Here is a 24,789-nt window from a genome sequence, read left to right as displayed (position 1 = left end):
CGGAGCATGGGTGAAGACGTGTCCGCCCCTTTTGCCGGCACGCTCTGCGACCTGCAGTCCGTCGTGCGCGCCCTGCGCCAGGGCGGCGTCATCGCCTACCCGACCGAAGCGGTGTGGGGGCTGGGCTGCGATCCCTTCAACCAGGCGGCGGTAGTCAGGCTGCTCGATATCAAGCAGCGCCCGGTCGCAAAGGGGCTGATCCTGATCGCCGGCGCACTGGCGCAGCTGGACGGACTGGTCGACTGGTCCGCGTTGGCAGCGGAGCGCTGCGTTGAGGTGCGGGCCAGCTGGCCCGGTCCGCACACCTGGGTGGTGCCCGCCACCGCCTCCGTCCCGCGGGTGATCACCGGCGATCACGACAGCGTCGCCGTCCGTGTCAGTGCCCACCCGACGGTCGTGGCCCTGTGCGCGGCGTGGGGCGGCGTGCTGGTGTCGACCAGTGCCAACCTGGCCGGCCGACCGCCCGCCACTTGCATCGATCAACTGGACCCGGCGCTGTTGGCCAGGATCGACGGCGTGCTCACCGGCGACGTCGGTGGCCGCGCGAGCCCCAGCACGATCCGGGACGCGCGCACGGGCGCGATCCTGCGGGCCTGAACGCACGCCGCTTCCGCCGCGGACCGCGTGCGGGCAAGATGAGGCCATGAAGCCGGCTGCACTCTCCCGCGGTACACAGCTGTTTGCGCTGCTGCTTGCGGCCGGTCTCGCGCTGCCAACAGGCGCACGTGCCGATGGCGGCGATGAGCAGGTGACCATCTACCGTTGCACCGACGCCCAAGGCCGGCTGAGCCTGCGCGACTCCCCCTGCCGCCGCGGAGAGCAGCAGGAGATGCGGGGAATGCAACGCCCGCAGGACCCGCCACCGCCACCCCCCAGCGCGACCGCGGTGCCCCCGCCGACCATTGTCGTCTCCCGCGGACCCGAGCCGGCTCCGGCGCCCGCCCGGTCAGCGCCGCCATCGGTCTATCGCTGCGTAACGCCCGATGGCGAGCAATACACCAGCGACTCGCCCGATGGAAACCCGCGCTGGGTGCCGCTGTGGACGCTGGGCTATCCGGTGCTCGTCGGTCCCGGCTACGGCCATCAGCCGGGATATTACCCGTCGCCGCCGGTGAGGCCGGCCGCCGGCACGGGTTACGGAAGCGCCACCGTCCCCAGCGCTGGTGATGGGCGTCCCCGATTCAAGTTCGACAGTGTCGGTCGGCCCACCCCCTTGCCCTCCAGCAGCCAACCCGGCGTGCCCGACCGCCTGCCCACGGGCGGCATCATCCAGGGACCGGGCACATGGATCCGCGACGCCTGCGTGCAGATCCCGCAGGCGGAGGTCTGCGCGGACCTCCGCGATCGTCGTACGGCCCTGACCCGTCGCTACAACAGCGCGCTGCAAAGCGAGCGCCGGCTAATCGATGCCGAGAAGCGCCGCATCGATGAGCGCCTGGACAGCGGGTGCCGGCGGTGACCCGCGCGCGGCTGATTGCATTCGTGCTCGGCGTGGCCTGCACGATCACCTTGACGGCGGCGCCCGCCACGGCCCAGGACGCGGTGGTGATCTACCGCTGCACCGATGCCGGAGGCGCGGTCAGCGTGCAGAACGACATCCCCTGCCCCAAGGGCAGCCAGCAGCAGCGCCGGGTGATGGAGACCGCCGCGCCGGCCTCCAGCCCTGTAATGGCAGCGCCGCCGACACCGCCGTCGCCCGCGCCAACGGCACCGCGAACGTCGACCGGTTCCGTCTTGCCGGCTTTGGTCGCCATGCCCGCGGTGCCGGAGTCCTTTCCTGACGGCATGTCGCCCGGCGCCGATTCGGCCGGCGCGTTGCCTGACCCAAAGGATGGCAACGTCGCGGCCAATTACAGCGGCACGCCCGGGGCCGCCGGTGAGGTCGCCGATGGCACGCTCGTCGAACCACCGCCCGCACTCTTCAGTTGCCGCACCTGGGACCGCCAGGAGTATTTCAGTGATGACCCGGTCCCGACCCGTCGCTGCGCGCCGCTGCGGGTGTCCGGGCTGGACGGCAGCGCCGGAGGTGGCCAGGCAGCGGCCTGCGAGTACGTGACCGACACCTGCGCCGCGGTCCCCGAAGCCAGCCTATGCAAGCAGTGGCATCAGCACGCGCATGACACCCGGGCCAGGTTGCTGTTTGGTCGCGCCGAGGATCCGGCGGCGACCCGCATCGACCTGGAGCGGATTGAGACGCTCATCCACGCCAGCACCTGCCGCGGCGCAGACTGAGGGCGCGGCCCTTACTCGCCGAGGTAGGTCCGGGGCACGCGCTTGAGGCCGCACAGCAGCCGGTACGCGCTGGTCGCGCCGCGCTCGGTGAGGTCGCTGGCACGCACGTGGTTGCCCCACAGCTCGACGCGGCTGCCCATGCCGGCCCCCGGATGGCCCTCCAGGTCGACGGTCAGCATGTCCATCGACACGCGGCCGATCAGCTGCCCGGGCCGGCCGTCGATCCACACCGGGGTCCCGTTGGGCGCGAACTGCGGGTAGCCGTCCGCATAGCCGATCGCGACCACGCCAACGCGCGTCGGGCGTTCGGTGACGAAGCGCGCGCCGTAGCCAACCGGCTCGCCGGCCGCCAGCTCGCGCACGGCGATGATTTCCGATTCCAGCGTCATCACCGGTCGCAGACGGTCGGCCACCGGATGCGGATTGGCGAAGGGCGAGGCGCCGTACAGCATCAGGCCGGGCCGGGCGAACTGGGCGCGGGTCGCCGGCCAGCCGAGCAGGGCCGGCGAGTTGGCGACACTCGCCGTCAGCTCCGTGCCGCCGGCGCCCTGGCCCGAGATGACCCGCTGGAACGTCGCGAGTTGCTCCGCGGTACGCGCACTGTCGAGCTCGTCGGCGCGCGCGAAGTGCGTCATCGCCACCACGTCGGCGACCTGCGGCAGGGCCTGCAGGCGGCGCAGGCAGTCTCGGTATTGCTCCGGCGCGAGGCCGAGCCGGTGCATTCCGGTATCCAGCTTCAGCCACACGGTCAGTGGCCGGGTCAGGCGCGCGCGCTCGATGGCATCGATCTGCCATGTCGCCTGGACCACACACCACAGATCGTGGCGGTCGATCAGGGCGAGCTCGTCGGCGGCGAAGAAGCCCTCAAGCAGCAGGATCGGCGCCCGGATGCCGGCCTCTCGCAGTTCCAGCGCCTCCTCGATGCACGCTACGCCGAAGCCGTCGGCCTCCGGCTCCAGCGCACGCGCACAACGTACGGCGCCGTGCCCGTAGGCATCGGCCTTGACCACGGCGAGCGCCTTGTGCCCGCCCAGCTCTCGCGCCAGCCGGTAGTTGTGGCGCAGCGCATCCAGGTCGATGAAAGCGCGTGCCGGACGCATCAGGCGCGTGCTCCGGACGGGGCCACGCGGCTACGCCCGTAGCGCGAGATGTCCAGACCTTCGCTGCTGATGCGTGGCGCCTGGTCCGCCATCAGATCGGCCAGGTAGCGCCCCGAACCGCAGGCCATCGTCCAGCCCAGGGTGCCGTGGCCGGTATTGAGGTACAGGTTGTCCAGGGCGCTGGGCCCGACCACCGGGGTGCCGTCGGGCGTCGCCGGGCGCAGGCCGGTCCAGAACTCCGCCCGGGCCAGGTCGCCGCCATGCGGGTAGAGATCGTTGACGACCTTCTCCAGCGTCCGCCGGCGGCGCGGATTGAGGCTCAGGTCGAACCCGGCCAGCTCCGCCATCCCGCCCACCCGGATGCGCTCATCAAAACGGGTGATGGCAACCTTGTAGCTCTCGTCCAACACGGTCGAGGTCGGCGACATCGCGGCATCGGTGATCGGCAGGGTCAGCGAGTAACCCTTCAGAGGGTAGACCGGCAGGTCGATCCCCAGCGGGCCCAGCATTGGCGTCGAATAGCTGCCCATCGCCACGACATAGCGATCCGCGCGCTCAATGCGGCCGTCGATACTCACCCCGGTCACCGTCCCGCCGGATGCCTCGATCCGGTCAACCGTCGCGCCAAAGCGAAACTCCACCCCGGCGTCCTCAGCCATCGCCGCCAGCCGGCGGGTGAACAGCTCGCAATCGCCGGTCTCGTCATGCGGCAGGCGCAGCGCGCCGACCAGCGAGTCGACCACTCCGGCCAGCGCCGGCTCCACGCGCACGATGCCGTCGCGGTCGAGCAACTCGTAGGGCACGCCGTATTCCTCCAGGACCGCGATGTCCTTGGCGGCGTCATCGAGTTGGGTCTGCTTGCGGAACAGCTGCACCGTGCCGAGCTGGCGTCCTTCGTAGTCGATGCCGGTGCTGGCGCGCAGCTCGTCCAGGCAATCGCGGCTGTACTCCGACAGTCGCACCATGCGCGCCTTGTTGACCGAGTACCGATCGGCGGTGCAGTTGCGCAGCATCTGCAGCATCCACACGTACTGGCGCGGATCCAGACCCGGCTTGATGGCAAGCGGCGCGTGACGCGAGAACAGCCACTTGAACGCCTTCAGCGGAATGCCCGGCGCGGCCCACGGCGAGGCGTAACCCGGCGAGATCTGGCCCGCGTTGGCGAAGCTGGTCTCCTGCGCGGGCGCGGGCTCGCGATCGACGACCGTCACCTCGAAACCCGCCTGCGCGAGATACCACGCGCTGCATGTCCCGATGACGCCACTGCCCAGAATCAGTACCCGCATGTCCGCTCGTCCACCCAGCCGCCTGCCCGCCGACGGGGGCGGGATCCCAGGCGGGGAGTATAGGAACGAAGCGCCGGGCATGTTGCCTGTAATTTTGGCCACATACAGGCAGAATCACTGCCATTCACCCTTCCAACGGGAAGCCCATGGCTGCAGATGCGCGGCAACTGGACAAAATCGACCGCAAGATCCTGCGCGTGCTGCAACAGGACGGGCGGATCTCCTTCACCGAGCTGGGCGAGCGCGTCGGGTTGTCGACCAGTCCGTGCACCGAGCGCGTCCGCCGGCTGGAGCGCGACGGCGTCATCACCGGCTACCACGCGCGCCTGGATCCCCATCTGGTGGGCGCGGACCTGCTGGTGTTCGTGGAGATCAGCCTGGCCTACAAGTCCGGCGACGTGTTCGAGGAGTTCCGCAACGCCGCGCTGCGTCTGCCCAACGTGCTGGAGTGCCACCTGGTGTCAGGCGACTTCGACTACCTGATCAAGGCGCGCATTTCGGAAATGGCGTCGTACCGCAAGCTGCTGGGCAGCACCCTGCTGACCATGCCACATGTGCGCGACTCCAAGAGCTACATCGTCATGGAGGAGGTCAAGGAGACGCTGACCCTCCCGCTGGACGGCTGAATCGCCGACACGCGTATCCCGGCTCAGAACCCGTAACGCAAGAACCCGCCGTCCACGGCGATGCACTCGCCGGTGACGTAACTGGCCGCGGGCAGGCACAGGAAGGCGACGGCGGCGGCGACCTCCTCGGGCTCGCCGATCCGGCCCAGCGGCGTGCGCTCGAGCACCTCGTCCAGGTAGTCCGCATCGGCCAGCGCGCCGGAGGTGCGGCGGGTGCGGATGTACCAGGGGGCGACCGCGTTGACCCGGATGCCGTCCTCGGCCCATTCCACCGCCAGGTTGCGGGTCATCTGGTGCATCGCGGCCTTGCTCATGCCGTAGGGCGCCCCGGTGCGCACGTGGGTCAGCCCCGACACGCTGCCCACGTTGACGATGCTGGACGCGGCGTGCCGGGTCAGCAGCGGGTGCAGGTGGCGCGAGAGCTCGAAGGCGGCGAACACGTTGACCTCGAAGATCGCCCGCCACTCCGCATCGTCGTAGTCCGCGGCCAGGCGGCTGACGTTGGTGCCGGCGTTGTTGATCAGGATGTGCAGCCCGCCATCGTCTTCCTGCTCGACCCACTCCAGCAGCTCACGACGATCCTCGTCGATGCCCACGTCACCGGCGAATACCTGCACGTCGCGCTGCGGAAAGTCCTCCAGCAGCTCGCTGCGGGCATCGTCCAGGGCGCCGCCATCGCGCGCGGCGAGCAGCACGTCGGCGCCCAGGCCCAGCAACTCGCGGGCGATCGCCCGGCCGATGCCGGCACTGCCGCCGGTGACCAGTGCCAGCTGCCCGTCAAGGCGCCATCGCTTGGGATCCATGTGTGTGCTCCTGTGGCCGCCAGCCGCGACCCTCGACCCGGCGCGCTAGGATAACCCCCGGGCCCCAGGAGGACACGACGATGCGGGACAAGCCGACCATCCTGCTTTCAAGCTGCGCGACGATGCTGTTGCTGGCCGCGTGCAACCGGCCGCCGGTGCCGGAACCGGACCAGCCGCCGGAGCCCAGGGCCGCGGGCCACAGCGCGGCCAGCCGCGCGCTGCATGAACCGCTGGACAAGGCCAAGGCGGTGGAAGACGCCACTTTGAAGGCGGTCGAAGCACAACGTCAGGCGATCGAGGCAGCGGGCGGCTGACAGGCCGTCGCTCAGCCGCCGCTACGGCGGCGGTCAAATCCACTCAGGCCGTCGACGATCCGAACGGTCCGCCGACAGCCGCCCTGACGGCAGAATCGGTTACTCCAGCGCGCAGAAGCAGTAGGCGAGCGCCTTCACCGGCACGCCCGCAGTCGGGGTGATGGCGTCTTCCAGCAGTTTCAGGTCGGCCTGGGAGGCAGGCAGTGCGCGCGCCACCAGCCCGCGGGCGAGGTCGGAATCGCGCAGCATCAGGCTTCCCAGGCGGCTCTCGGCAAACCCACCGAACCACTGCTCGAAAGGACTGCCGGTCTTCTCGACGTAGGTGACCGCGTAGTCACCCTCGTCCAGCTCGACCCGCTTGGCCGCGTCCACGATGGCCGACTTCAGGTCGCCCAGCTCGTCCACCAGGCCACGGTCCTTCGCCTGGGCACCGCTCCAGACGCGGCCACGGGCGATCTCGTCGACGCCATCGACCGGCTTGCCCCGCGCGTCGGCGACCTTGCCGATGAAATCGCGATAGCCCTTCTCGATGACCGACTGGATGACCTGGCCGACCGCCGGGTCCAGCGGGCGGCTGATATCGAACGCCCCTGCCAGCGGCGTGGTGCCGACGCCGTCGGTGTGGATGCCGATCTTGTCCAACGCGCGCGGGATCGTCGGGATCATGCCGAAGATGCCGATCGAGCCGCTGATCGTGGAGGCGTCGGCGTAGATGCGGTCGGCGTTCATGCTGATCCAGTAGCCACCGGAAGCGGCCAGGTCGCCCATCGAGACCACCACCGGCTTGCTGGCGGCCTGGAGGGCCACGACCTCGCGGCGGATCTGCTCGGAGGCGAACACCTCGCCGCCGGGCGAGTTGACCCGCAGCACAACCGACTTCACCTCATCGTCGTCGCGCGCCTTGCGCAGCAGCGCGGAGGTCGAATCGCCACCGATCGTGCCGGGGGGCTGGTCGCCACCGGTGATCGAACCGGCAGCCACCACGACGGCCACCTTCGGGCGCCGGTCCGGCGAAAGCTTGCGCGCGGTGTCCAGATGGGCAAGGTAGCCGTCCATCGAGACGCGGCGGAAGCCGCCCTCGGCGTCGGCGTCGGCCACGCCGCGTTCAACCAGCTCGTCCTGCACCTGCTCGCGCGTCTTCAGGCCGTCCACCAGCTTGTGCTGCAGCGCGTACTGCGCCAGGTCGCCATTCACCGCGGCGATGCCTTCGGGCAGCAGGTTGATGTCGGCGGCGATCGCCGCCGGATCCTGCTTGCGCGCGCGGCCGACGTCGGCCAGGAAGCGCTGCCAGAGGTCGTTCATCCAGTACAGGTCGGCTTCCTTGGACTCCGGCGAGGCGGCATCCAGCACATACGGTTCGGCGGCCGACTTGAACTCGCCGACCTTGAACAGGTGGACGTCCACGCCAAGCTTGTCCTGCAGCCCCTCGCGGTAGTACTGGCGGTAGCGTCCCAGCCCCTCCAGCAACAGCCCGCCCATCGGGTCCAGGTAGATCTCGTCGGCCTCCGCGGCGATCAGGTAGTTGGACTGGTCCATGCCTTCGGAGAAGGCGACCACCTGCTTGCCGCCGGCGCGCACGCGCGCCACCGCGGCGGCGATTTCCCGGCGCGAGGCCATGCCGCCGCCGGACAGCCGGTCCAGCTGCAGGACCACGCGCTCGATGCGCTTGTCTTCCCCGGCCCTGTCCAGGGTCCGGACCACGTCACGCAGCTGGATCTCACCGCCCTTGGAACCCATCGCCTTGAGAAAGGCGCGGGTAGCCTGGTCGGCACTGAACTGCTCCACCAGCCGGCCTTCCGGCGCGATCACCAGGGTGGTGCGCTCCAGCAGCGGCTCGGTGCGATCGCCGCTGCCGATGGCTGCCAGGATAATGAACAGCAAGGCGAAAAAAAGCAGGTTGAAGATCAACCGGCGGGTGAAATTCATCGCGTCCCACAAGCCGATGAAGAAACGCGCGATCGGGCCGCGGCGCTGGACCTGGTTCATTGCAGACACTCCATGACGATTTTGCGAGGGTAACCGCTGGGGCGGCGGTATACATCCACCATTGGTCACCCCGGCAACGTAGTCGCGACCGGCAACAGGGCGCGCAGGTGACGGTCGCGGCTGGACCGCCAGAAGCGCCAGCCCATCAGTACCGAGGCCACGCAGAGCCCGCCGATCAGACCCAGCCACATCCCGCGCGGGCCCATCGCAGGGGTCAGCCCGCCGACGCCCAGGCCCAGCACCGCGCCCAGCGGCATGCCCACGCCCCAGTACGCGAACGCGGCGATCAGCATCGGCACCCGGGTATCACGCAGACCGCGCAGCGCACCGGCTGCAATGACCTGGATGCCATCGGGGAACTGGAACGCCGCGGCGTACAGCAGCAGCGCGGCTGCCAGCGCCGCGACCTGAGCATCGCCGGTATAGAAGCCCACCACCACCTGGTTGCCCAGCAGCAGGGCGAGCGCCGACAGCGCCTGGGTGCCCAGCACGATGATGAAACCCGCCCAGGCCGCGCGGCGCACGGCGCTCGGATCGCCGCGGCCCACCGCGTGTCCGACCCGGACGGTGGTCGCCTCGGCCAGGCCCAGCGGAATCATGTAGCAGAGACTCGCAACATTGATCGCGATCTGGTGCGCCGCCACGGGCACCTCGCCGAGTCGGCCGATCAGCAGCGCGGTGGTGATGAACAGGCCGCCTTCCATCGCCACGGTGACTCCGATCGGCAGGCCCGTGTGCAGCAGGCTGCGGATCGGTACCCACTGCGGGGCGTCCCAGCGGGCGAACAGACGCAAGCCGGCGAAACGGCGCGCACGCCGCAGGTAGAGCATGAACGCCAGCGCCTGGGCCCACATCATCAGCGCCGATGCCACTCCCAGCCCGCCCGCGCCGCGGCCCGGCATTCCGCCAACGCCGTAGGTCAGGGCGAAGCCCAACGGCACCAGCAGTACCAGTCCGCCGAAGCCGAACAGCATCGTCGGCAGGGTCCAGTGCAGGCCGTCGCAGAGGTAGCGCATGCACAGGTAGAACGTCAGCGCCGGTACGCCCCAGCGGATGCCGTGGAGGAAGTCGCGCGCGCCATCGCGGATGCCGGGAGCGATCCCCATCGGTTCCAGGGCGAGCCCGGCGACGCTGAGAAATGCGAACAGTGCCAGCCCCAGACCCAGGGCCAGCCACAAGGCCTGTCGGAACAGGGCGCCAATCTCGTCACGACGACCGCTGCCGTCCAGCTGCGAGACCGCCGGCGGCAGCGACATCAAGGTCCCCATCGGCACCATCATCGGCAGCCAGAACAGCGCCGTGCCGACCGAGACCGCGGCGAGAGTGGCGGTGCCGTGGTGGCCGGCGATCACGCTGTCAACGAAGCCGATCAGGCCGGTGGAGACATGGCCCAGCACCAGCGGCGCGGCCAGCAGGCCGGTGCGGCCGACCTCGGTCGCAAGGCGCGCCGACGGCAAGGCTGCAACGGGGATTGCATCGGGAGATAACGACACGATCTGCGGGCCTCAGCGGTCGAGCCGCTCCCACAGCCAGGCGGCGATGCCACCCGGTTCCAGCGTCGCCAGCTCACTGCGCAGGCGCTCGCGCTCCTGCGGCGAACTGCGCTGCACCAACACGGCCAGGTCACGGCGTTGCTGCGCGGTCATCGCGCGCAACGCCGTCAGCAGCGCGGCGTGCTCTTCGACCGGCACCTGCGCCAGCAACGGCTGCAGGGCCGGATAGTCGCTTCCCAGTACGGGTCCCAACATCCATCCGCGACGCTCGCTGCCATCCAGCGCCTCGTAGGTATCGCGCAGGGCCAGGCGTTCCCCGGCCGGCAACGCCTGGTAGCGGCTCGCCGCGGCCGCGATGCTGGCGCGTTCGCTGGCCGGGAGCGCCTGCCACGCCAGGTAGCCCTCGCGGATGGCGTCGCGCTCGCCGCGGGCGAGGTCGTCCCACGCCTGCATGCGTTGCTGGAACGACTCGCGCTGGCCGGGGTTCCATTCGGCCCATTGTGCAGCGCGCCGCTCCAGTGCGGCGCGCGCATCGGGTTGCAGCCGTGGCAGCACGCCGGAAACCTCATCCAGTGCCGGGTTCGCAGCCTGCACGGTGAATGCCGCCATGGCCAGACGGCCCCACCACGCAAGACGGCTAGTCGATCTCATCGGAAGTCTCCCCGCCAGCCGTTTCGATCACGTCGTCGACCATCGCCTCAGCGCCGGCTTCGGCTTCGGCTTGCACCGGATAGGAAGCCGGCATTTCCTCCGCGTGGGCGGCAAGCCAGGCGTGGAACGGAAGGTCGACCGCCGCCGCCACACCCTGCGGATCGGCCAGCAGGTCAAAATCCCGATGCATTACCGCCGCGGCTTCCTCGCTGTAGCGCGACGCGGGTGGCTGCTCGTCCAGTGCGCCACTCGCATCGGTGGAGCGCGCTGCGCCGCCTGGCTTCAGCGACGACGGTAGAAAGCTCAGCGCCATCGCAAGAACACACAAGGCAAGCAGCGACCACAGCAACGGCATCAGCCAGGCGGGACGCGCGTGCATTGCTGCTGGCCTGTGGCTGCCGACAGCGGCGGCGGTCGCAGTCGAACCGCCGCTCAGCGCGGCCTCGCGTGCCTTGGCAAGACGATCCAGCCGTCCGCCCGGAAGCGTCTTGATGCGGCGGTGCACCTGCTCCCGCAGCGCCTGCCAGGCGTGCGGATCGGCGCGACCATCGGGGTGATGAGGGAGGCTGCGCTGCAGGGCCAGCCGGTAGGTCTGGGTGCGAACGCCCAGGACCGCAGCTGCGCCCGCCTCGTCCAGCCCGGCCGCCAGTCGCAACAGCAGTGCCGCCCGTGGCCCACTGCCCAGCTCACCGAGGCGATCGGTGGCGTCCACCGCGATGGCGACGGGGGTGCGTTGCTTCAGCGCCGGCTGGGCCAACAGCACCGCCCAGAACTGGCGTGGCCAGTCGTCCATGACGGTCGCCCCGGCCTGGTGGCGGAACTGGCGCATCGCGTCGGCCAGCGCGGCATCGCCGGTGGTGGCATCGCCGCACTGCAACTCGGCCAGCACAGCGCCGCGCCGCTCGACACCGCGCAGGAAGGCGGCCAGCGCCGCCGGAGCACGGGCGCCCGGCGTCACTGCGGAGACTGAACGGGCACCCGGCACGGCGCTTGGATCTGTCATCGAAAGGGCCTTGGCATGGCGCCATGATAACGATCCAAGACCCCTCCCCGGACGCTTGACAATTCGATAAACAGCCCGTGAACAAAGCGTGACGCGGGTTGCGGGGCGAATCGGTTGTGCACAGCAGCGCGATGGCGGGCCAGAGACAGGATTTGGCTGCCATATCCAGCGTCGGCATTGCAATGTTTCACGGCCAAGAGTTTGATTTCTATCGATTTTTGTCGTTTGGTACTTTTTTGGCCAACGCAAGGCGAGGGCTTGTGGGCTCAGCCTCACGCACGTTTGCCAAGCGTCCATGCACAGACTTATCCACAGCAGATGTGGATAAGGATCAATCTCCTGCAAAAACCGTGACTTGCGCACACTTCGTGATTTTCCGGGCAGCAATGGCCTGCAACTCGACCCCAGCTTTCCGGCACCAAGGTCGGGGTCGCCCGATAGACTGGCGCGATGCCCGATCGCCGTCCCGAAAACCGTATTTTGCGCGTCGCCGTACCCGTGCCGCTGCCGCGCCTGTTCGACTACCTGCCAGCCGATGACGGCGAAGTGGTCCAGGTCGGGAGCCGGGTCAGGGTGCCATTCGGCTCGCGGGAGGTGGTGGGAGTGGTGGTGGAACTCCCGGCGATCGCCAATATCGATACCGCGAGCCTGAAGCCGGCGCTGCAGATCCTTGATGATCAGCCGCTGTTTGCAGGGGAACTGTTCGAATCGCTGCAGTGGCTGGGCCGCTATACCCATGCGCCACTGGGAGAGATCTTCGCGACGGCGCTGCCGGGACCGCTGCGTCGCGGCGAGCCCCTGCCCGCCACCCACGACTGGGCGTGGCGGCTGACCCGCGCCGGCCACGCCGGGCTAGCCGACATGCGCGCGGGCCGGCCGCGCATGTTGGCCGAGCGGCTGCAGGATGGCGCGGTGAACGAGGCGGAGCTCGATCCGGACGAGGCGGAAGCCACGGCCACCGGGGCGGGCGTCTGGCGCGCTGCGGCGCGAACCCTCGTCCAGCGTGGTCTGGCGGAGCGGATCGCGGTGCCGCCGTCGCAATCCGCCCCGGCGCCCCGCCAGGGACCCGAACTGAACGCAGAACAGCAGTTCGCGGTGGATGCGGTCCTCGCCGCGCGGGAGCACTTCGCGCCGTTCCTGCTGAACGGCGTGACCGGCAGCGGCAAGACCGAGGTCTACCTGCACGCGATCGCGGACTGTCTGGCCCGCGGCAAGCAGGCGCTCGTGCTGGTGCCGGAAATCGGACTGACACCGCAGCTGCTCGCGCGTTTCCGCGCCCGCCTCGGTGTGCCCGTGCACGCGCTGCATTCCGTCCTGTCGGACGGCGAGCGCGCGAGGACATGGGCGGCGTGCCTGCGCGGCGAGGCGCGCGTCGTGGTCGGGACACGCTCGGCGGTGTTCCTGCCGCTGCCCGACGCCGGCCTGATCGTCATCGACGAGGAGCACGACGGCAGCTTCAAGCAGCTGGACGGCATCCGCTACCACGCCCGCGATTTCGCCCTGGTGCGCGCCCGGGCGCTGGACGTGCCGATCCTGCTGGGCAGCGCCACGCCGTCACTGGAGTCACTGCAGAACGCGGTCTGCGGCCGCTACGCGCACCTGCGCCTGACGCGCCGTGCCGGCAACGCGCAGCCGCCCGCGGTGCGCGTGCTGGACGTGCGCAAGCGACCGCTGCAGGCGGGGCTGTCACCGGAGTTGCTCGACGCCGTGGCCGCGGCGCTGGCCAAGGATGGCCAGGTCCTGGTGTTCAAGAACCGCCGCGGTTACGCGCCCGTACTGCTGTGCCACGACTGTGGGTGGAGCGCGCAGTGCCGCCAGTGCGATGCCGCGATGACCGTCCACGCCGGCGGTCGGCGTCTCCAGTGCCACCACTGCGGCGCGCGCCGGCCGACGCCCAACGCCTGCCCCGACTGCGGCGGGCTGGCCCTGCAGTCCCAGGGCGCGGGCACCGAGCGCATCGAGGAGCTCCTGCGCGAGCGGTTCCCCGACGTCCCTGTGCTGCGCATCGACCGTGGCACCACCAGCCGGCGCGACGCGCTGGAAACGCATTTGGCACAGTTCGGTGATACCCGCGGCATCCTGGTCGGTACCCAGATGCTGGCCAAGGGCCACGACCTCCCCAACCTGACCCTGGTCGCGGTGGTGGGCATCGATGAGGGCCTGTTCAGTGCCGATTTCCGCGCGCCGGAGAAACTCGCCCAGTTGTTGATCCAGGTCGCCGGCCGGGCCGGCCGCGCCGACCGTGCCGGCCAGGTCGTGTTGCAGACCCACCACCCGGAGCACCCGCTGCTGGACAGCCTTTTGAACGGCGGCTACGGCGCCTTCGCCGCCATCGAGCTGGAGCAGCGCGAGGCCGCGGTGTTTCCGCCGTTCGCGCATCTGGCCATGTTCCGTGCCGAAGCCAAACAGGTGGAGGTGGCCGATGCCTTCCTGTTGGTGGTGCGCCGCGCACTGGAGGATGCGGACCGCGCTTCGCGCGCCGACGCACCGGCGCTGGAACTCAGCGGCCCCTTGCCGGCGCCGATGCCGCGGCGTGCGGGCTACCAGCGCAGCCAGTTGCTGCTGTCAGCGACCGCGCGAGCTCGGCTGCACCGGGTTCTGCAGGCGGCCCTGCCGGTCATCCGCGCGAGCCCCGCAGCGCGCAAGGTGCGCTGGTCACTGGACGTGGATCCAGTGGACCTTTACTGAGCCGCCACCGCATTGATCGATGGCCGCTGCGGGGACCGCGCGGCCAACCGGTGATTCAACCCTTGCCCGCGCCCGGCTTGTTGCCGTTGCCGTTGCCGCCGCCACCGCCGCTGGGCAGCGCGCGCACATACAGGGTCAGCCCTTCCTTTTTGACCTCGAACAGGTCGGTCGCCGCCACCAGCTCGCTCAACTTGGAGTAACCATAGTTGCGCGGGTCAAACGAGGCCTGGTTGTTGATCTGGCTCCCCACCGGGCCCAGGTGCGCCCAGCCGTCGTCACCCGCGACCGCGCTGACAGCACTGCGCAGCATCTGCACCAGACGGGTGTCCTGGCGCAACTCGGCGCGGTCCTTGCGCGCGCGCACGGGCTGGTCGTCGGCATCGGCGGCATCGTCCTGCGGCCCCAGCGCTTCGACGTAGGTGAACACCGAGCAGGCGTTGACGAAGGGCAGCGGGGTCTTCTTCTCGCCGAAACCATAGACCTTCACGCCGTCGGTCAGCAGGCGCATCACCAGCGGGGTGAAGTCGGCATCCGAGGAGACGATCGCGAAGCCGTCCAGGGTGCCGGCATACAGCAGGTCCATGGCGTCGATCACCATCGCCATGTCGGACGCGTTCTTGCCGGTGGAATAGGCGAACTGCTGGATCGGCCGGATCGCGTACTCGTGCAGGCACGCTTCCCAGCCCTTCAGGTGCGGGCTCTTCCAGTTGCCGTAGGCGCGACGCACGTTGGCCGCGCCGTGGCGGGCGACCTCGGCCAGGATGACGTCGATTTTCGCCGCCGGCGCGTTGTCGGCGTCCACCAGCAGCGCGATGCGCCGCTCATCGGAAATCATCGCCATGGCTTGCTCCAGGAAAGTCTGTTGCAAGCGTAGCGCAGCTTCGGTCCGGGCGGCTTCCGCGCGCCAGCGCCGCCCATACGTGCCATGCGTCTGTCACCAATCAGTGGAATGCAACGCGAACGGCCCGGTTTCCCGGGCCGTGGCGATAGGGCAAGCAAACGGCTGCGACGCGTTATGCGGCGAACAGCACCCGCATCTTCTTCAGCGCGTTGGCCTCGATCTGGCGGATGCGCTCGGCCGACACGCCGTATTCGTTGGCCAACTCCTGCAGCGTGACCTTGTTCTCGTTGCCGAGCCAGCGGCGGGCAACGATGTCGCGTGAGCGCTCGTCCAGCTTGGCCAGGCCTTCGTGCAGCAGCCCAACCTGATGGTCTTCCACGCTCTCGCGCTCGTAGATCTGCGAGGGGTCCTCGTCGTGCGTGCGCAGGTAGGCGACCGGCGACGGCGGCGCGCGATCGTCGTCATCGCCCTCGGGGGCGTCGAAGCCGATATCGCGACCGGACAGGCGCGACTCCATCTCCAGCACCTCACGCTCGGAGACGTTCAGGTCGTTGGCGACCACGCGGACCTCTTCGGCGTTCATCCAGCCCAGGCGCTTCTTGCTGCGGCGCAGGTTGAAGAACAGCTTGCGCTGCGCCTTGGTCGTGGCGACCTTGACGATCCGCCAGTTCTTGAGGATGAACTCGTGCATCTCGGCACGGATCCAGTGCACGGCGAAGCTGACCAGGCGCACGCCCTGGTCGGGGTCGAAACGCTTGACCGCCTTCATCAGGCCGATGTTGCCTTCCTGGATCAGATCACCCAGCGGCAGCCCGTAACCGTTGTAACCGCGGGCCACGTGCACCACGAAGCGCAGGTGAGAATGCACCAGCTCGCGGGCGGCGTTGAGGTCTTCCTCGGCGAGAAAACGGCGTGCCAGAGCCTGCTCATCTTCCACGCTGAGCACCGGGATGCGGTAGACCGCCCCGATATAGGCATCAAGCGATCCCAGCGCGCTGGGAACCGGCAGGCTGTTGGGAATAAGTGCGTTGGCAGTGGTCATCTGGGTCATGGCGCCTATTTTAGCAGTTGCAAGGTAGGACAACTAAACCGCCGTTAAGTTCGCAGCATCCTGCTGGCAGGACGGTGAGCGGCTGCTTGATACAGCTTTATACGTTTAATCCCCGCGTTCGGATGCACCGAATGACACGACGTCGGGCAGCGACCAGTCGATCGGCGCCCCGCCGCGGCGGACCAGGTACTCGTTGGCTGCCGAGAAGTGGCCGCAGCCGATGAATCCACGATGGGCCGACAGCGGCGAGGGATGCGGTGCGCGCAGGATCTTGTGCCGCTGACGGTCGATGATCGCACCCTTCTTCTGCGCGTAGGCACCCCACAGCAGGAACACCAGGCCGTCGCGCTCGCGGTCCAGCGTGGCAACGACGTGATCAGTAAAGCCCTCCCAGCCCTTGCCCACATGCGCACCGGCGCTCGCCTCCTCCACACTCAATACCGCGTTGAGCAGCAGAACGCCGCGCTTCGCCCACGGCAACAGGCAGCCGTGGGCCGGCATCGCCAAGCCCAGGTCACGCTCCAGCTCCTTGTAGATGTTGCGCAGCGAGGGCGGCACCGCCACGCCCGGGCGGACGGAGAAGCTCAGGCCATGGGCCTGGTCGGGACCGTGGTACGGATCCTGGCCGAGAATGACCACGCGGACGTCGTCGAACGGCGTGGCATCGAAGCCGGCGAACATCTCCCGCGGCGGCGGATGGATCCGTGCCCCCGCGTCCTGCCGCTCACGCAGGAAGGCCGCCAGCGCCTGCATGTCCTCGCGCGACAGGTACTCGCCGACGCGCTCGCGCCACGAGGTCTCCAGCCGGATCGGATTGTCCTTTTCCATGCCTTGGGTGAGTTACATCATCGCCAGTTCGGTGTTGGTCAGGGTGCGCTTGTACTGGTCGCGCAGCCGGACCTTGCGTTCGAGATCCTCGATGATAAAGCCGCTGAAGTCCGCGCCGGTCAGTTCCTCGGCCATGTTGATGCCGCCGGGGGTGTCCACGTTCACTTCCATCATCTTGTCGCCGACGATGTCCAGGCCGGCCAGGTACATGCCATCGCGCATCAGCTTGGGGCCGACGATCTCGGCCAGGCGCAGGGCATCGGCGTCCGGCACGGCCATCTCGATCTTGCCGCCGGCGCTGATGTTGCTGCGCGCGTCGCCGCTGTCGTTGAAGCGGCGGAAGCAGGCGTAGTGGCCGTCAACCTGCAGCGGCCGGCCGTTGAGCGTCAGCAGGCGCAGATCGCCGTCGACCGCCTTGGGCAGATACTCCTGCACGATCGCGTAGCCGTCGCGGGTCACCGCGTCGATCATCTGGTTGAGGTTGCCGGCGCTCTCGGGCGTCACCACGAACACGCTCTGGCCACCGGAGCCCTGCAGCGGCTTGATCACGCCGTAGCCGTCGTGGGCTGCGATGAAGGCCTTGACCTCGTCGGCGTCCAGGGTGATGCAGGTCACCGGGCGGACCTCTTCGGGAAAGTGCTGGAAATAGGTCTTGTTGGACGCATCGGTGAGGTGGGCCGGGTCGTTGAGCACGATCACGTGGCGCAGGGTGACCAGCTGGGCGAACAGCAGGCCGCTGTTGGGGGCCCACGGGCGGTCGGTGAGCTCCTCGGCCGGATCGCTGCGCAGCAGCAGGACGTCGAGCTCCTCCACCGAGATGCGCTCGGTCTGCGCATCCGGACCCTGCAGGTCGGCCAGCAGCGCGTCGTCGTCTTCGTAGTGCTTGTGCTGCGGCACGTGGGCGATCGCGCGGATGGTGCCGTTGGCGTCGTAGATGAAATTGCCCAGCCCGATCAGGGCGACCTCGTGGCCGCGATTGATCGCGGTGCGGGCCAGGCGGATGGTCGTGTAGTTGTTCTGTTCGGTAGCCACGTCGTTGACCACGAAGCCGAGCTTGATCTGGTTGAGCGGGGGAGTCATGCGGCGGGTTCCTTCTGGAAAAGCTGGTTTACGGGAAGTTTGCGGCAACGCACCAGGCGCGCTTCGGCGTCCGGCCACGTGGTGTAACGCGGCAGCAGGTCCGGCGCGCACGCCCATCCCGCCTCGACCAGCTGGTCCAGCACCACGCGGTGCGACAGGGCGAACTTGCCGATGAAAAGGGGCTCGAAGGCGCCGCCGTCGTGCAGGTAATCGAGAAGGTCGCGCAGCCCGCCCAGGTACACCGCGTCCTTGGTCAGGCCACCGCCACGCAGCGCACGCACGGCGACGTCGAAGGCGTCGTCGGTGGGCATGCCGTGGGTGTTGTGGAGCAGGTCGAAGATCGCCGGCACGCCTTCGCCGTGGATCGCCATGTCGGTCGCGACCACGCGCGCGGCGAGCACCCGCAGGCGCTCGGCGGGCAGGTAGCCGGCCATGTATTCGGCCAGCACGCCCAGGCCTTCCTGCAGCGGGTCGTACTGGGCCAGGCCGACCTCCAGCTGCTTCAGGGGCTGGCGACGACCGTTGTGTCGCGTCACCACATGGGTGCCGATCTCGTGCTGGATCAGCGGCTGGATGCGCGCGCGCGGGATGCGCAGGTTGCCGTCGATGTAGAACGTGCCGTGGGACACCATCATCAGCGAGTTGAGGTCGGTATCCACCACCACGTCGGCGTGGAAATCGGACGACTGTCCGGCATACCAGGCCAGCTCGTCCTCGACCGCCGCCATGACCTCGTCGATGCCGGCATCCGCCTGCAGGCCCTCGCCCAGCTCGACCTCCTCGAGGATCTGGTTGGCCAGCTTCAGCAGCCGCGGCTCCACGCCGCCGAACAGGTCCAGGCTGGCGTTGATGAAACCGTCGGTGCCGCGCAGCCGAACCAGCTCGATCTGGCGCTCCAGTTCGCGTTGCTTCTCCGCCAGCAGGCCCGACAGCAGTGGCGACTCGATGTCCTGCACCGGCAGCGCCTGCAGCCGCGCGCGCGCGGCGGCGAGGTCGGTTTCCAGATCGATGTACTGAAGCGGGGGTATCTGCGTGCGACCGCTGTCCTGGAACGCCTCCCATAGCGCGTCGTTGCCGATCGGCGACAGCGCCAGAAGCCAGTCGACCTCGCCGTCCATACGCGCCAGCGCGGCATCGACCCGGGCGGCGATCGGCGGCAGGGGTCGCATCGGGACCGGCTCGGGTCGCTTGGCTGCTGCGCTCACCGGCATGCTAGGAACTCCGGCCGCACCGCGGCGACGGCCTTGGCCAAGCCGCGGCGGCACTGCTCCAACACGGCGATGTCGGCCAGGCCGGTCCACTCGTCCATGTAGTGCTTCTTGTATTCCGGCGAGATGGTGCAGACCCGTTCGCCCCAGGTGGCATACACCCATTCGGGGAAATGCCCGCCGGTGGGGAAGCGCACGTTCTCGCGCACGTCCGGCTCGCGCCCGGCGATCGGGTGCTGGCGCAGCACTTCGGCGAATCGGTCGGCCACGTGGCCCCAGCGGTCGGGGTCCAGGGTGGTCACGCCCAGCTCGATGTCGGGATTGCCGGCCTGCGGCGCGGGCGGCGCGTCGGCGCCGTCGCGGCGGTGGTTGTAGCTGTGGATGTCGATCAGCAGCAGCGCGTCCCAGCGCTCCAGCATGCGGTCGATCAGCTCGGTCACGGTGGCGTAGAACTCATCGTGGCCGGCCAGCGAACGTTGCATTTCGTGCGCGGGCAAGGGCGCGTGCCAGACCTGCAGGCCCCAGGTATCGGCCGGATCATTCGACACCGCCTTGTCGCGCGGGCGGTTGAGGTCGACCTGGAAGCGCGAGGTGTCCACCCGGATGCGCACGTCGCCGACCGAGGTCAGTACGCCGGTGAGCGGGTCTTCTTCGCGCCGCCGGTCCTCGGCGCCCAGGGCCAGGTGCGGCTCCAGCGAGGGACGCATCGCATGGCCGTCATGGATCGCGGTGGCAATCACCGGGCCGTCGCCGATGAGGATGTCCCAGTTCGGGTGTGATTGGTGGGTCGTCAGGCGTTCGCGCTGGACGAATTTTGGCTGTGCGGAATTGGCTTTCTGCATGCCGGAAATCTTTGCATCGCCGGCATGAGTCGATCGTGATTTCGCTGAACCACAGCCGAAGCCTCAGGCCAGTTTCGCCAACCGCAGCTGGAACAGGGTCTTGGTGATCAGCAGGCGCTCCTCGATGGGCTTGAGCACCAGGTCGTTCGCACCCGCGCGTAGCAGCGCGCTCTGGTTGTCGGCGTTTGCATCGCCGGTCATCACCAGCACCGGCAGCCGGCGCTTGCCGTAGCCGAAGTCGTTGCGGATCCGGTCAAGCAGGTCGCTGCCCTCCAGCTCGCCTTTCAGGTAGACGTCGGTCAGCACTAGGTTGGTGCCCGGATCGGCGTGGCCGCGGTGCGCCTCCAAATACTCCAGCGCCTCCTCCACCCCGGTGAAATGGGTCACTTCCAGCTGCTGGCGCTCAAGCATTCGCTTGGTCGCCAACGCGACCACGCGGCTGTCCTCGACGTAGAGGACGCGGGCGCCGGGTACCGGTTCGGGCTGCACGTAGCCGCGGATGAAAGTCGCCAGCGCGGCGTGACCGAGCGACTTGTCGAAGTAGTCGGTGACGTCCTCGGTGAACTGGCGCGATTCCAGGTGCGACTGGGCGTCGCCGGACACCACGATCACCGGAACGTAGCTCTGCCCGGCCGCGTCGCGGACCGCGCGCGCCAGGTCGATGCCGTCGCCATCGGGCAGCGCGAGCGAGGTGGTGACCAGGTCCACCGGACCTTCGGCCAGCGCCCGGGTCGCCTCGGCGATACCCGCGCAAGGCACCACGCGGACATCGGGCAACTCGCGGCTCAGGACATCGCCGATCAGGCGGCGCACGACCCGCGAGCCGTCGACCACCATGACCCGCGGCGCGGTTCCCGCCATGTGCCGCAGCTTGTCCACATCGGCCGGGGCGCCTGGGACGCTCATGTGTCGGTCGGCCGGGTCTGGCGCAGGTAGTGACCGGTCACCAGCCACGCGCCGAGCCAACCCAGGATCGCGGCGCAGACCAGCACTCCGCCGGCCTCGAGGGCCGTGAAGCCGCGCAGGGCGAAGTCGCTGCCGTAGCTGCGTGCCAGTTCCGCCAGCGGGGGGCGCAGGGCGGCGTCGGCGGCGGTCAGCATTGCCAGGGCGAACGCGCCGGCCAGCAATCCGTAGCCCAGCCCGAGGTAGAGGAATGGACGGCGGATGAAGCCATCGGTCGCGCCGAGCAGTTGCAGGATGCCGATCTCGCCGGTGCGCTGCTGAATGTCCAGCCGCACGGTGTTGCCGACCACCAGCAGCGCGCCCAGCCCGAGCATGGCCGCCAGCACCAACGCCAGCCGCCCGCCAAAGCGCAGCCAGCCGTCCAGTCGCTCGCGCCAGGCGGCGTCGTGCTGGACCAGGTCGGTCTGTGGCATCTGCGCCAGCGCCGCGGCCAGCGCGACTTCGTCCTGCGCCGGGGTGATCACCAGCAGGTGCGGCAGCGGGTTGGCGTCCAGTGCATCGATGGTCTCGCCCAGGCCGGGCACGCCACGCAGCTCCGTCAGGCCCTGATCGGGGCTGCGCCAGTCCAGCGCCGCCACGTCGGCGCGCGAGCGCAGGGATTCGGCCAGCGCGCCGGCATCCGCCTCGCTGGTACCGGTCTTGAGGAAAACGCTGATCTGCCGGGCTTCCTGCACGTCACCGGCGAAGCGCTCGACGTTGGCCAAGGCCGACCACAGCCCCAGCGGCAGGGCGAGGGCCAACGCCATCACGCCGATGGTCAACGCGGTCGACCATGGCTTGCGCGCCATCCGGCCGAGGCTGGCCAGCAGGCTGTAGACGTGATGGTCAAACCAGGCGCCCGGGCCGCTGCGGCGCACCGGCATCGGGCTGGCGATCGATGTGCTCATTCGGCCAGGTCCTCCGGATCGATGTCGTCCACCAGCTGGCCCTGGTTGAGCACCAGCACGCGCTTGCGCATCCGCTTGACCAGGGCCAGGTCGTGACTGGCGACCAGCACGCTGGTGCCGCGCTCGGGCAGCGATTCGAACAAAGTCATGATTTCCGCCGACAGGGTCGGATCCAGGTTGCCGGTCGGCTCGTCGGCCACCAGCAGCGGCGGCTCGCCGACGATGGCACGCGCGATGCCGACACGCTGCTGCTCTCCGGCGGACAGTTGCGAGGGCAGCGCCTGCGCCCGGGCGCCCAGGCTCACCCGGTCGAGCACGGCGCGCACGCGCTTGACGATTTCCTGCCGGCGCAGGCCCTGCAGCAGGAGCGGCAGGGCGACGTTGTCGGCCACGCTGCGATCGGCGAGCAGCCGGTGGTCCTGGAAGACCACGCCGACGCCGCGACGATGCAGCGCGACCTTGCGTCCGCGCACGCGCTGCAGGTTGCGCTCGCCAAACAGCACCGTCCCGCGGGTGGGCCGCTCGGCCAGATGGATCAGTTTCAGCAGCGTGCTCTTGCCGGCGCCGGAGTGGCCGGTGAGGAACAGCATCTCGCCTGCGGCAACCTCGAAGCTGACATCCTCCAGCGCCTTGCGGCCGCCGTCGTAGTGCTTGCTGACATTGTCGAAGCGCAGAACGCTCATCGCGGCCCCATCCGGTTCATCGTTGGCAAGTATCGACGCCGCACCCCGCGATGGCCAGCACCGCGCGGTGTCCGCACCCGGATCTGCACGCGCGTGCAAACGCCGCGCGCAGTCCGGTGATCAGTTCCGGCTCAGGAGTCGCCGCCGACCAGCGACTTCAGGCGCTTTCCGATGCGACCCAGCAGGCCCGGCTTGGGCGCACTGCCTGCGGCGGCGCCCGGCCTCGGTACAGCCTTGTTGGCCGGCACCTGGTGCAGCTTGCGCTCGCCGTTGGGCACTGCCGGCTTGGGCTGTGCCGGCGGGGCCGAGCCAGCCGGCCGGGCGGCAGTGGCAGCAGCGACGGATGGCTGCGATCGGTCTGATCGCTGCGAGGGTTGCGACTGCGCGCGCGGCGCCTTGGCCGGGCCGGTCGATCCTTGCGCCTGCTGGCCAGCCTCGCCCGGCTGCCCCTCGATCTTGCGGCCACCCCGACGCCGGCGACGCTTGCGCGGCGCACGCGCAGGTTCGCTGCCGGTGCCGGCACCCGCTTCGGTGCCTGGCGCTGCCGTCCCGCTGCTCGAAGCGGCGGTGACGGCAGCGGCCTGTGCCGGCACGGTGGCAGCGGCGGCCGCGACGTTGTCGCCAGCGGCTGGAGCCGGCGCCGCACCGCTGCCCTGCGGATGCTCCCTGCGCGGACGTCGCGGCGTCGCCGGGCCGCCTTCGCGACGCCCGGCACTTCCGCGCCCTCCGCCCTCGCCGCTGCGGCTGCGACCGCCGCCACGACGCTCTTCCTCGGCCGCACGCGCCTCGCGCGCTTCCTTGAAGATCGCGCCGACACTCTCCTCTTCCTCACCGGCGACCTTTTCACGCACCGGCCGCGGCAGCGGTATCAGGAGCTCCGGCTCGACGCGGGCGCTGGGGATCTTCTGTTCGATGTAGGCCTCGATATCCGGCAGGCCGATCGCGTAGCGCTCACAGGCGAAGCTGATCGCGTCGCCCTCCTCGCCCAGCCGTGCGGTACGGCCGATGCGGTGGACGTAGTCCTCGGCGTCGAAGGGCAGGTCGTAGTTGTAGACGTACTTGATGCCGTCGATATGCAGGCCACGCGCGGCCACGTCGGTGGCGACCAGGACTTCGAGCTGGCCCTTCTGGAACTTGGCCAGCAGCGACTCGCGCTTCTTCTGCGGCACGTCGCCCGAGAGCACGCCGACCCGGTAACCGCCCTTCTCCAGCGCGCGCGCAACGCGCTCGACCCACACCTTGGTGTTGACGAACACCATCGTGCGCGCGCCTTCGCTGCGCGACAGCAGGCCCAGCAGCAGCGGGATCTTCTCCTCGTCGGCGGGAAAATACAGCAGCTGGCGGACCTGCGAGGCGGTGATGTATTCCGACTCCACCACCAGCTTTTCCGGCTCGTTCATGTGCTCGTAGGCCAGCTCCAGCACGCGGTGGCTGAGCGTGGCCGAGAACAGCAGGGTCTGGCGCTCGGTGCAGGCCGGCATCCGCCGCAGCAGGAAGCGGATGTCCTTGATGAAGCCCAGGTCGAACATCCGGTCGGCCTCGTCCAGCACGCACACCTCGCAGGCGTGCAGGCTCACCACCTTGTGCTGCTTGACGTAGTCGATCAGCCGGCCCGGGGTGGCGATGATCACGTCCACGCCCTGCTGCAGCAGTTCGCGCTGCTTGTCGTAATCCACGCCGCCATAGACCAGGGCGAAGGTCAGTCCGACCTCGGGGCCCAGCTTGACGGCATCTTTGTGGATCTGGATCGCCAGCTCGCGGGTCGGCGCAAGGATCAGCGCGCGCGGGTCGCCGGGCTTGCGGTCGGCAAGGGCCGGCTTGGTCAGCAGGCGGTTGATGGTGGCGACCAGGAACGCCAGGGTCTTGCCGGTGCCGGTCTGCGCCTGGCCGGCAACGTCCCCGCCCTTGAGCGCGACGGGCAGGCTCATCGCCTGGATCGGGGTGCAGCGGGTGAATCCGGCCAGCTCCAGTCCGGCGAGCAGGCGCGGATGCAGGTCGAATGAGTCAAAGGTGATGTCGGTAAGTGGCTTGTCGCTCGGGCGGTCGGTCATAGGGGTCCGGGAGATCGCGCGCAGGGAGCTGCGCTTGCGTGGATGGCAGCTGGCTTGCAGACTGCCGGGGTCGGCCAGTTTCATCCCTGACCGCAGCGTGCGGGCTTGATAGCGCCCGCCAAACACCCCAGTTTAACGCATGCACGCTGACAACAGCGTCGCGCACGCCGCGC

The 24,789-nt window shown here is 69.2% G+C and carries 22 protein-coding genes and 1 pseudogene; 6 read left to right on the top strand and 17 right to left on the bottom strand.

Going from position 1 to position 24,789, the window contains the following annotated elements; translation table 11 throughout:
- Window positions 1-6: 6 nt before the first annotated feature.
- The 3 genes from INQ43_RS01180 to INQ43_RS01170 are packed head-to-tail and all read left to right on the top strand — an operon-like array spanning window position 7 to window position 2,232.
- Window positions 7-597, top strand: coding sequence for an L-threonylcarbamoyladenylate synthase (locus INQ43_RS01180; RefSeq protein WP_194036849.1), 591 nt, complete (start codon window positions 7-9; stop codon window positions 595-597).
- A gap of 46 nt (window positions 598-643) precedes the next feature.
- Entirely contained in the window at window positions 644-1,459 is an 816-nt protein-coding gene (locus INQ43_RS01175; RefSeq protein ID WP_194036848.1) for a DUF4124 domain-containing protein, read from the top strand.
- Window positions 1,447-2,232: a hypothetical protein gene (locus INQ43_RS01170; RefSeq protein WP_228062572.1), complete on the top strand. Its 786-nt coding sequence runs from the start codon at window positions 1,447-1,449 to the stop codon at window positions 2,230-2,232. The genes INQ43_RS01175 and INQ43_RS01170 overlap by 13 nt, the downstream gene beginning before the upstream one ends.
- Before the next feature lie 11 nt (window positions 2,233-2,243).
- On the opposite strand, the gene alr is transcribed toward INQ43_RS01170, so the two are convergent.
- Together alr and INQ43_RS01160 are read right to left on the bottom strand one after the other, a co-directional pair.
- A complete protein-coding gene (alr, locus tag INQ43_RS01165) occupies window positions 2,244-3,332 on the bottom strand; it encodes an alanine racemase (RefSeq protein ID WP_194034779.1) in 1,089 nt (362 codons plus the stop codon).
- On the bottom strand, window positions 3,332-4,618 hold the full coding sequence (locus INQ43_RS01160; RefSeq protein ID WP_194036846.1) for a D-amino acid dehydrogenase: 1,287 nt from the start codon (window positions 4,616-4,618) through the stop codon (window positions 3,332-3,334). Before INQ43_RS01160 ends, alr begins: the two co-directional genes overlap by 1 nt.
- Window positions 4,619-4,764: 146 nt before the next feature.
- Here INQ43_RS01160 and INQ43_RS01155 point away from each other — a divergent pair, with 146 nt between their 5' ends.
- A complete protein-coding gene (locus tag INQ43_RS01155) occupies window positions 4,765-5,244 on the top strand; it encodes a winged helix-turn-helix transcriptional regulator (RefSeq protein WP_194034777.1) in 480 nt (159 codons plus the stop codon).
- Window positions 5,245-5,267: 23 nt separating this feature from the next.
- On the opposite strand, the gene INQ43_RS01150 is transcribed toward INQ43_RS01155, so the two are convergent.
- A complete protein-coding gene (locus tag INQ43_RS01150; protein WP_194036845.1) occupies window positions 5,268-6,047 on the bottom strand; it encodes an SDR family oxidoreductase in 780 nt (259 codons plus the stop codon).
- An 80-nt stretch (window positions 6,048-6,127) separates the two neighbouring features.
- Here INQ43_RS01150 and INQ43_RS01145 point away from each other — a divergent pair, with 80 nt between their 5' ends.
- Complete coding sequence (locus INQ43_RS01145; protein WP_228062571.1) at window positions 6,128-6,361, top strand: hypothetical protein; 234 nt, start codon at window positions 6,128-6,130, stop codon at window positions 6,359-6,361.
- A 99-nt stretch (window positions 6,362-6,460) separates the two neighbouring features.
- Here INQ43_RS01145 and sppA read toward each other — a convergent pair whose 3' ends face one another.
- The 4 genes from sppA to INQ43_RS01125 form a co-directional block, all read right to left on the bottom strand.
- The gene (sppA, locus tag INQ43_RS01140; RefSeq protein ID WP_194036844.1) at window positions 6,461-8,347 is read right to left on the bottom strand and encodes a signal peptide peptidase SppA; all 1,887 of its coding nucleotides are present in this window, start codon (window positions 8,345-8,347) and stop codon (window positions 6,461-6,463) included.
- Between the two features lie 65 nt (window positions 8,348-8,412).
- Window positions 8,413-9,819, bottom strand: a complete 1,407-nt coding sequence (locus INQ43_RS01135; protein ID WP_228062649.1) for an MATE family efflux transporter — start codon at window positions 9,817-9,819, stop codon at window positions 8,413-8,415.
- 33 nt (window positions 9,820-9,852) lie between these two features.
- On the bottom strand, window positions 9,853-10,491 hold the full coding sequence (locus INQ43_RS01130) for a DUF3106 domain-containing protein (RefSeq protein WP_194036843.1): 639 nt from the start codon (window positions 10,489-10,491) through the stop codon (window positions 9,853-9,855).
- On the bottom strand, window positions 10,478-11,494 hold the full coding sequence (locus tag INQ43_RS01125) for a hypothetical protein (protein ID WP_194036842.1): 1,017 nt from the start codon (window positions 11,492-11,494) through the stop codon (window positions 10,478-10,480). Before INQ43_RS01125 ends, INQ43_RS01130 begins: the two co-directional genes overlap by 14 nt.
- Before the next feature lie 450 nt (window positions 11,495-11,944).
- Here INQ43_RS01125 and INQ43_RS01120 point away from each other — a divergent pair, with 450 nt between their 5' ends.
- Window positions 11,945-14,182 carry a primosomal protein N' gene (locus tag INQ43_RS01120; protein WP_194036841.1) on the top strand — a complete coding sequence of 746 codons (2,238 nt, stop codon included), beginning with the start codon at window positions 11,945-11,947 and terminating at the stop codon, window positions 14,180-14,182.
- A 55-nt stretch (window positions 14,183-14,237) separates the two neighbouring features.
- On the opposite strand, the gene INQ43_RS01115 is transcribed toward INQ43_RS01120, so the two are convergent.
- From INQ43_RS01115 to rhlB, 10 genes and pseudogenes are all read right to left on the bottom strand, one after another.
- Window positions 14,238-15,023, bottom strand: a complete 786-nt coding sequence (locus tag INQ43_RS01115) for an NYN domain-containing protein (protein WP_194036840.1) — start codon at window positions 15,021-15,023, stop codon at window positions 14,238-14,240.
- Window positions 15,024-15,195: 172 nt separating this feature from the next.
- A complete protein-coding gene (rpoH, locus tag INQ43_RS01110) occupies window positions 15,196-16,074 on the bottom strand; it encodes an RNA polymerase sigma factor RpoH (RefSeq protein ID WP_193985451.1) in 879 nt (292 codons plus the stop codon).
- A 105-nt stretch (window positions 16,075-16,179) separates the two neighbouring features.
- On the bottom strand, window positions 16,180-16,902 hold the full coding sequence (ung, locus tag INQ43_RS01105) for a uracil-DNA glycosylase (protein ID WP_194036839.1): 723 nt from the start codon (window positions 16,900-16,902) through the stop codon (window positions 16,180-16,182).
- Between the two features lie 12 nt (window positions 16,903-16,914).
- On the bottom strand, window positions 16,915-17,982 hold the full coding sequence (locus tag INQ43_RS01100; protein WP_228062570.1) for a hypothetical protein: 1,068 nt from the start codon (window positions 17,980-17,982) through the stop codon (window positions 16,915-16,917).
- Entirely contained in the window at window positions 17,979-19,151 is a 1,173-nt protein-coding gene (locus INQ43_RS01095) for a tyrosine/phenylalanine carboxypeptidase domain-containing protein (protein WP_194034768.1), read from the bottom strand. The genes INQ43_RS01100 and INQ43_RS01095 overlap by 4 nt, the downstream gene beginning before the upstream one ends.
- Before the next feature lie 32 nt (window positions 19,152-19,183).
- Window positions 19,184-20,032 (bottom strand): N-formylglutamate amidohydrolase, encoded by an 849-nt coding sequence (locus INQ43_RS01090; protein WP_194036837.1) that lies wholly within the window; start codon window positions 20,030-20,032, stop codon window positions 19,184-19,186.
- 63 nt (window positions 20,033-20,095) lie between these two features.
- Window positions 20,096-20,938: a response regulator gene (locus INQ43_RS01085; protein WP_194036836.1), complete on the bottom strand. Its 843-nt coding sequence runs from the start codon at window positions 20,936-20,938 to the stop codon at window positions 20,096-20,098.
- Window positions 20,935-21,858 carry a permease-like cell division protein FtsX gene (gene ftsX / locus INQ43_RS01080; RefSeq protein WP_194037505.1) on the bottom strand — a complete coding sequence of 308 codons (924 nt, stop codon included), beginning with the start codon at window positions 21,856-21,858 and terminating at the stop codon, window positions 20,935-20,937. Before ftsX ends, INQ43_RS01085 begins: the two co-directional genes overlap by 4 nt.
- Window positions 21,859-21,878: 20 nt before the next feature.
- On the bottom strand, window positions 21,879-22,565 hold the full coding sequence (gene ftsE, locus INQ43_RS01075) for a cell division ATP-binding protein FtsE (protein WP_194034764.1): 687 nt from the start codon (window positions 22,563-22,565) through the stop codon (window positions 21,879-21,881).
- 365 nt (window positions 22,566-22,930) lie between these two features.
- Window positions 22,931-24,616 (bottom strand): annotated as a pseudogene (gene rhlB, locus INQ43_RS01070) (ATP-dependent RNA helicase RhlB); the annotation flags it as partial.
- Between the last annotated feature and the right edge of the window lie 173 nt (window positions 24,617-24,789).

The sequence above is a fragment of the Lysobacter sp. H23M47 genome (assembly GCF_015209765.1).
GTDB lineage: Bacteria > Pseudomonadota > Gammaproteobacteria > Xanthomonadales > Xanthomonadaceae > Novilysobacter > Novilysobacter avium.
The sequence above is the reverse complement of the archived record's forward strand: the minus strand, read 5'-3'. Positions and strand labels throughout refer to the sequence as shown.

Bases quoted from the DNA above. Each gene is read 5' to 3' on its own strand.
- INQ43_RS01180 (WP_194036849.1), top strand. From the start codon at position 7: ATGGGTGAAGACGTGTCCGCCCCTTTTGCCGGCACGCTCTGCGACCTG.
- INQ43_RS01175 (WP_194036848.1), top strand. From the start codon at position 644: ATGAAGCCGGCTGCACTCTCCCGCGGTACACAGCTGTTTGCGCTGCTG.
- alr (WP_194034779.1), bottom strand. From the start codon at position 3,332: ATGCGTCCGGCACGCGCTTTCATCGACCTGGATGCGCTGCGCCACAAC.
- INQ43_RS01160 (WP_194036846.1), bottom strand. From the start codon at position 4,618: ATGCGGGTACTGATTCTGGGCAGTGGCGTCATCGGGACATGCAGCGCG.
- INQ43_RS01155 (WP_194034777.1), top strand. From the start codon at position 4,765: ATGGCTGCAGATGCGCGGCAACTGGACAAAATCGACCGCAAGATCCTG.
- INQ43_RS01150 (WP_194036845.1), bottom strand. From the start codon at position 6,047: ATGGATCCCAAGCGATGGCGCCTTGACGGGCAGCTGGCACTGGTCACC.
- INQ43_RS01145 (WP_228062571.1), top strand. From the start codon at position 6,128: ATGCGGGACAAGCCGACCATCCTGCTTTCAAGCTGCGCGACGATGCTG.
- sppA (WP_194036844.1), bottom strand. From the start codon at position 8,347: ATGAACCAGGTCCAGCGCCGCGGCCCGATCGCGCGTTTCTTCATCGGC.
- INQ43_RS01130 (WP_194036843.1), bottom strand. From the start codon at position 10,491: ATGAGATCGACTAGCCGTCTTGCGTGGTGGGGCCGTCTGGCCATGGCG.
- INQ43_RS01125 (WP_194036842.1), bottom strand. From the start codon at position 11,494: ATGACAGATCCAAGCGCCGTGCCGGGTGCCCGTTCAGTCTCCGCAGTG.
- INQ43_RS01120 (WP_194036841.1), top strand. From the start codon at position 11,945: ATGCCCGATCGCCGTCCCGAAAACCGTATTTTGCGCGTCGCCGTACCC.
- INQ43_RS01115 (WP_194036840.1), bottom strand. From the start codon at position 15,023: ATGGCGATGATTTCCGATGAGCGGCGCATCGCGCTGCTGGTGGACGCC.
- rpoH (WP_193985451.1), bottom strand. From the start codon at position 16,074: ATGACCCAGATGACCACTGCCAACGCACTTATTCCCAACAGCCTGCCG.
- ung (WP_194036839.1), bottom strand. From the start codon at position 16,902: ATGGAAAAGGACAATCCGATCCGGCTGGAGACCTCGTGGCGCGAGCGC.
- INQ43_RS01100 (WP_228062570.1), bottom strand. From the start codon at position 17,982: ATGACTCCCCCGCTCAACCAGATCAAGCTCGGCTTCGTGGTCAACGAC.
- INQ43_RS01095 (WP_194034768.1), bottom strand. From the start codon at position 19,151: ATGCGACCCCTGCCGCCGATCGCCGCCCGGGTCGATGCCGCGCTGGCG.
- INQ43_RS01090 (WP_194036837.1), bottom strand. From the start codon at position 20,032: ATGCAGAAAGCCAATTCCGCACAGCCAAAATTCGTCCAGCGCGAACGC.
- INQ43_RS01085 (WP_194036836.1), bottom strand. From the start codon at position 20,938: ATGAGCGTCCCAGGCGCCCCGGCCGATGTGGACAAGCTGCGGCACATG.
- ftsX (WP_194037505.1), bottom strand. From the start codon at position 21,858: ATGCCGGTGCGCCGCAGCGGCCCGGGCGCCTGGTTTGACCATCACGTC.
- ftsE (WP_194034764.1), bottom strand. From the start codon at position 22,565: ATGAGCGTTCTGCGCTTCGACAATGTCAGCAAGCACTACGACGGCGGC.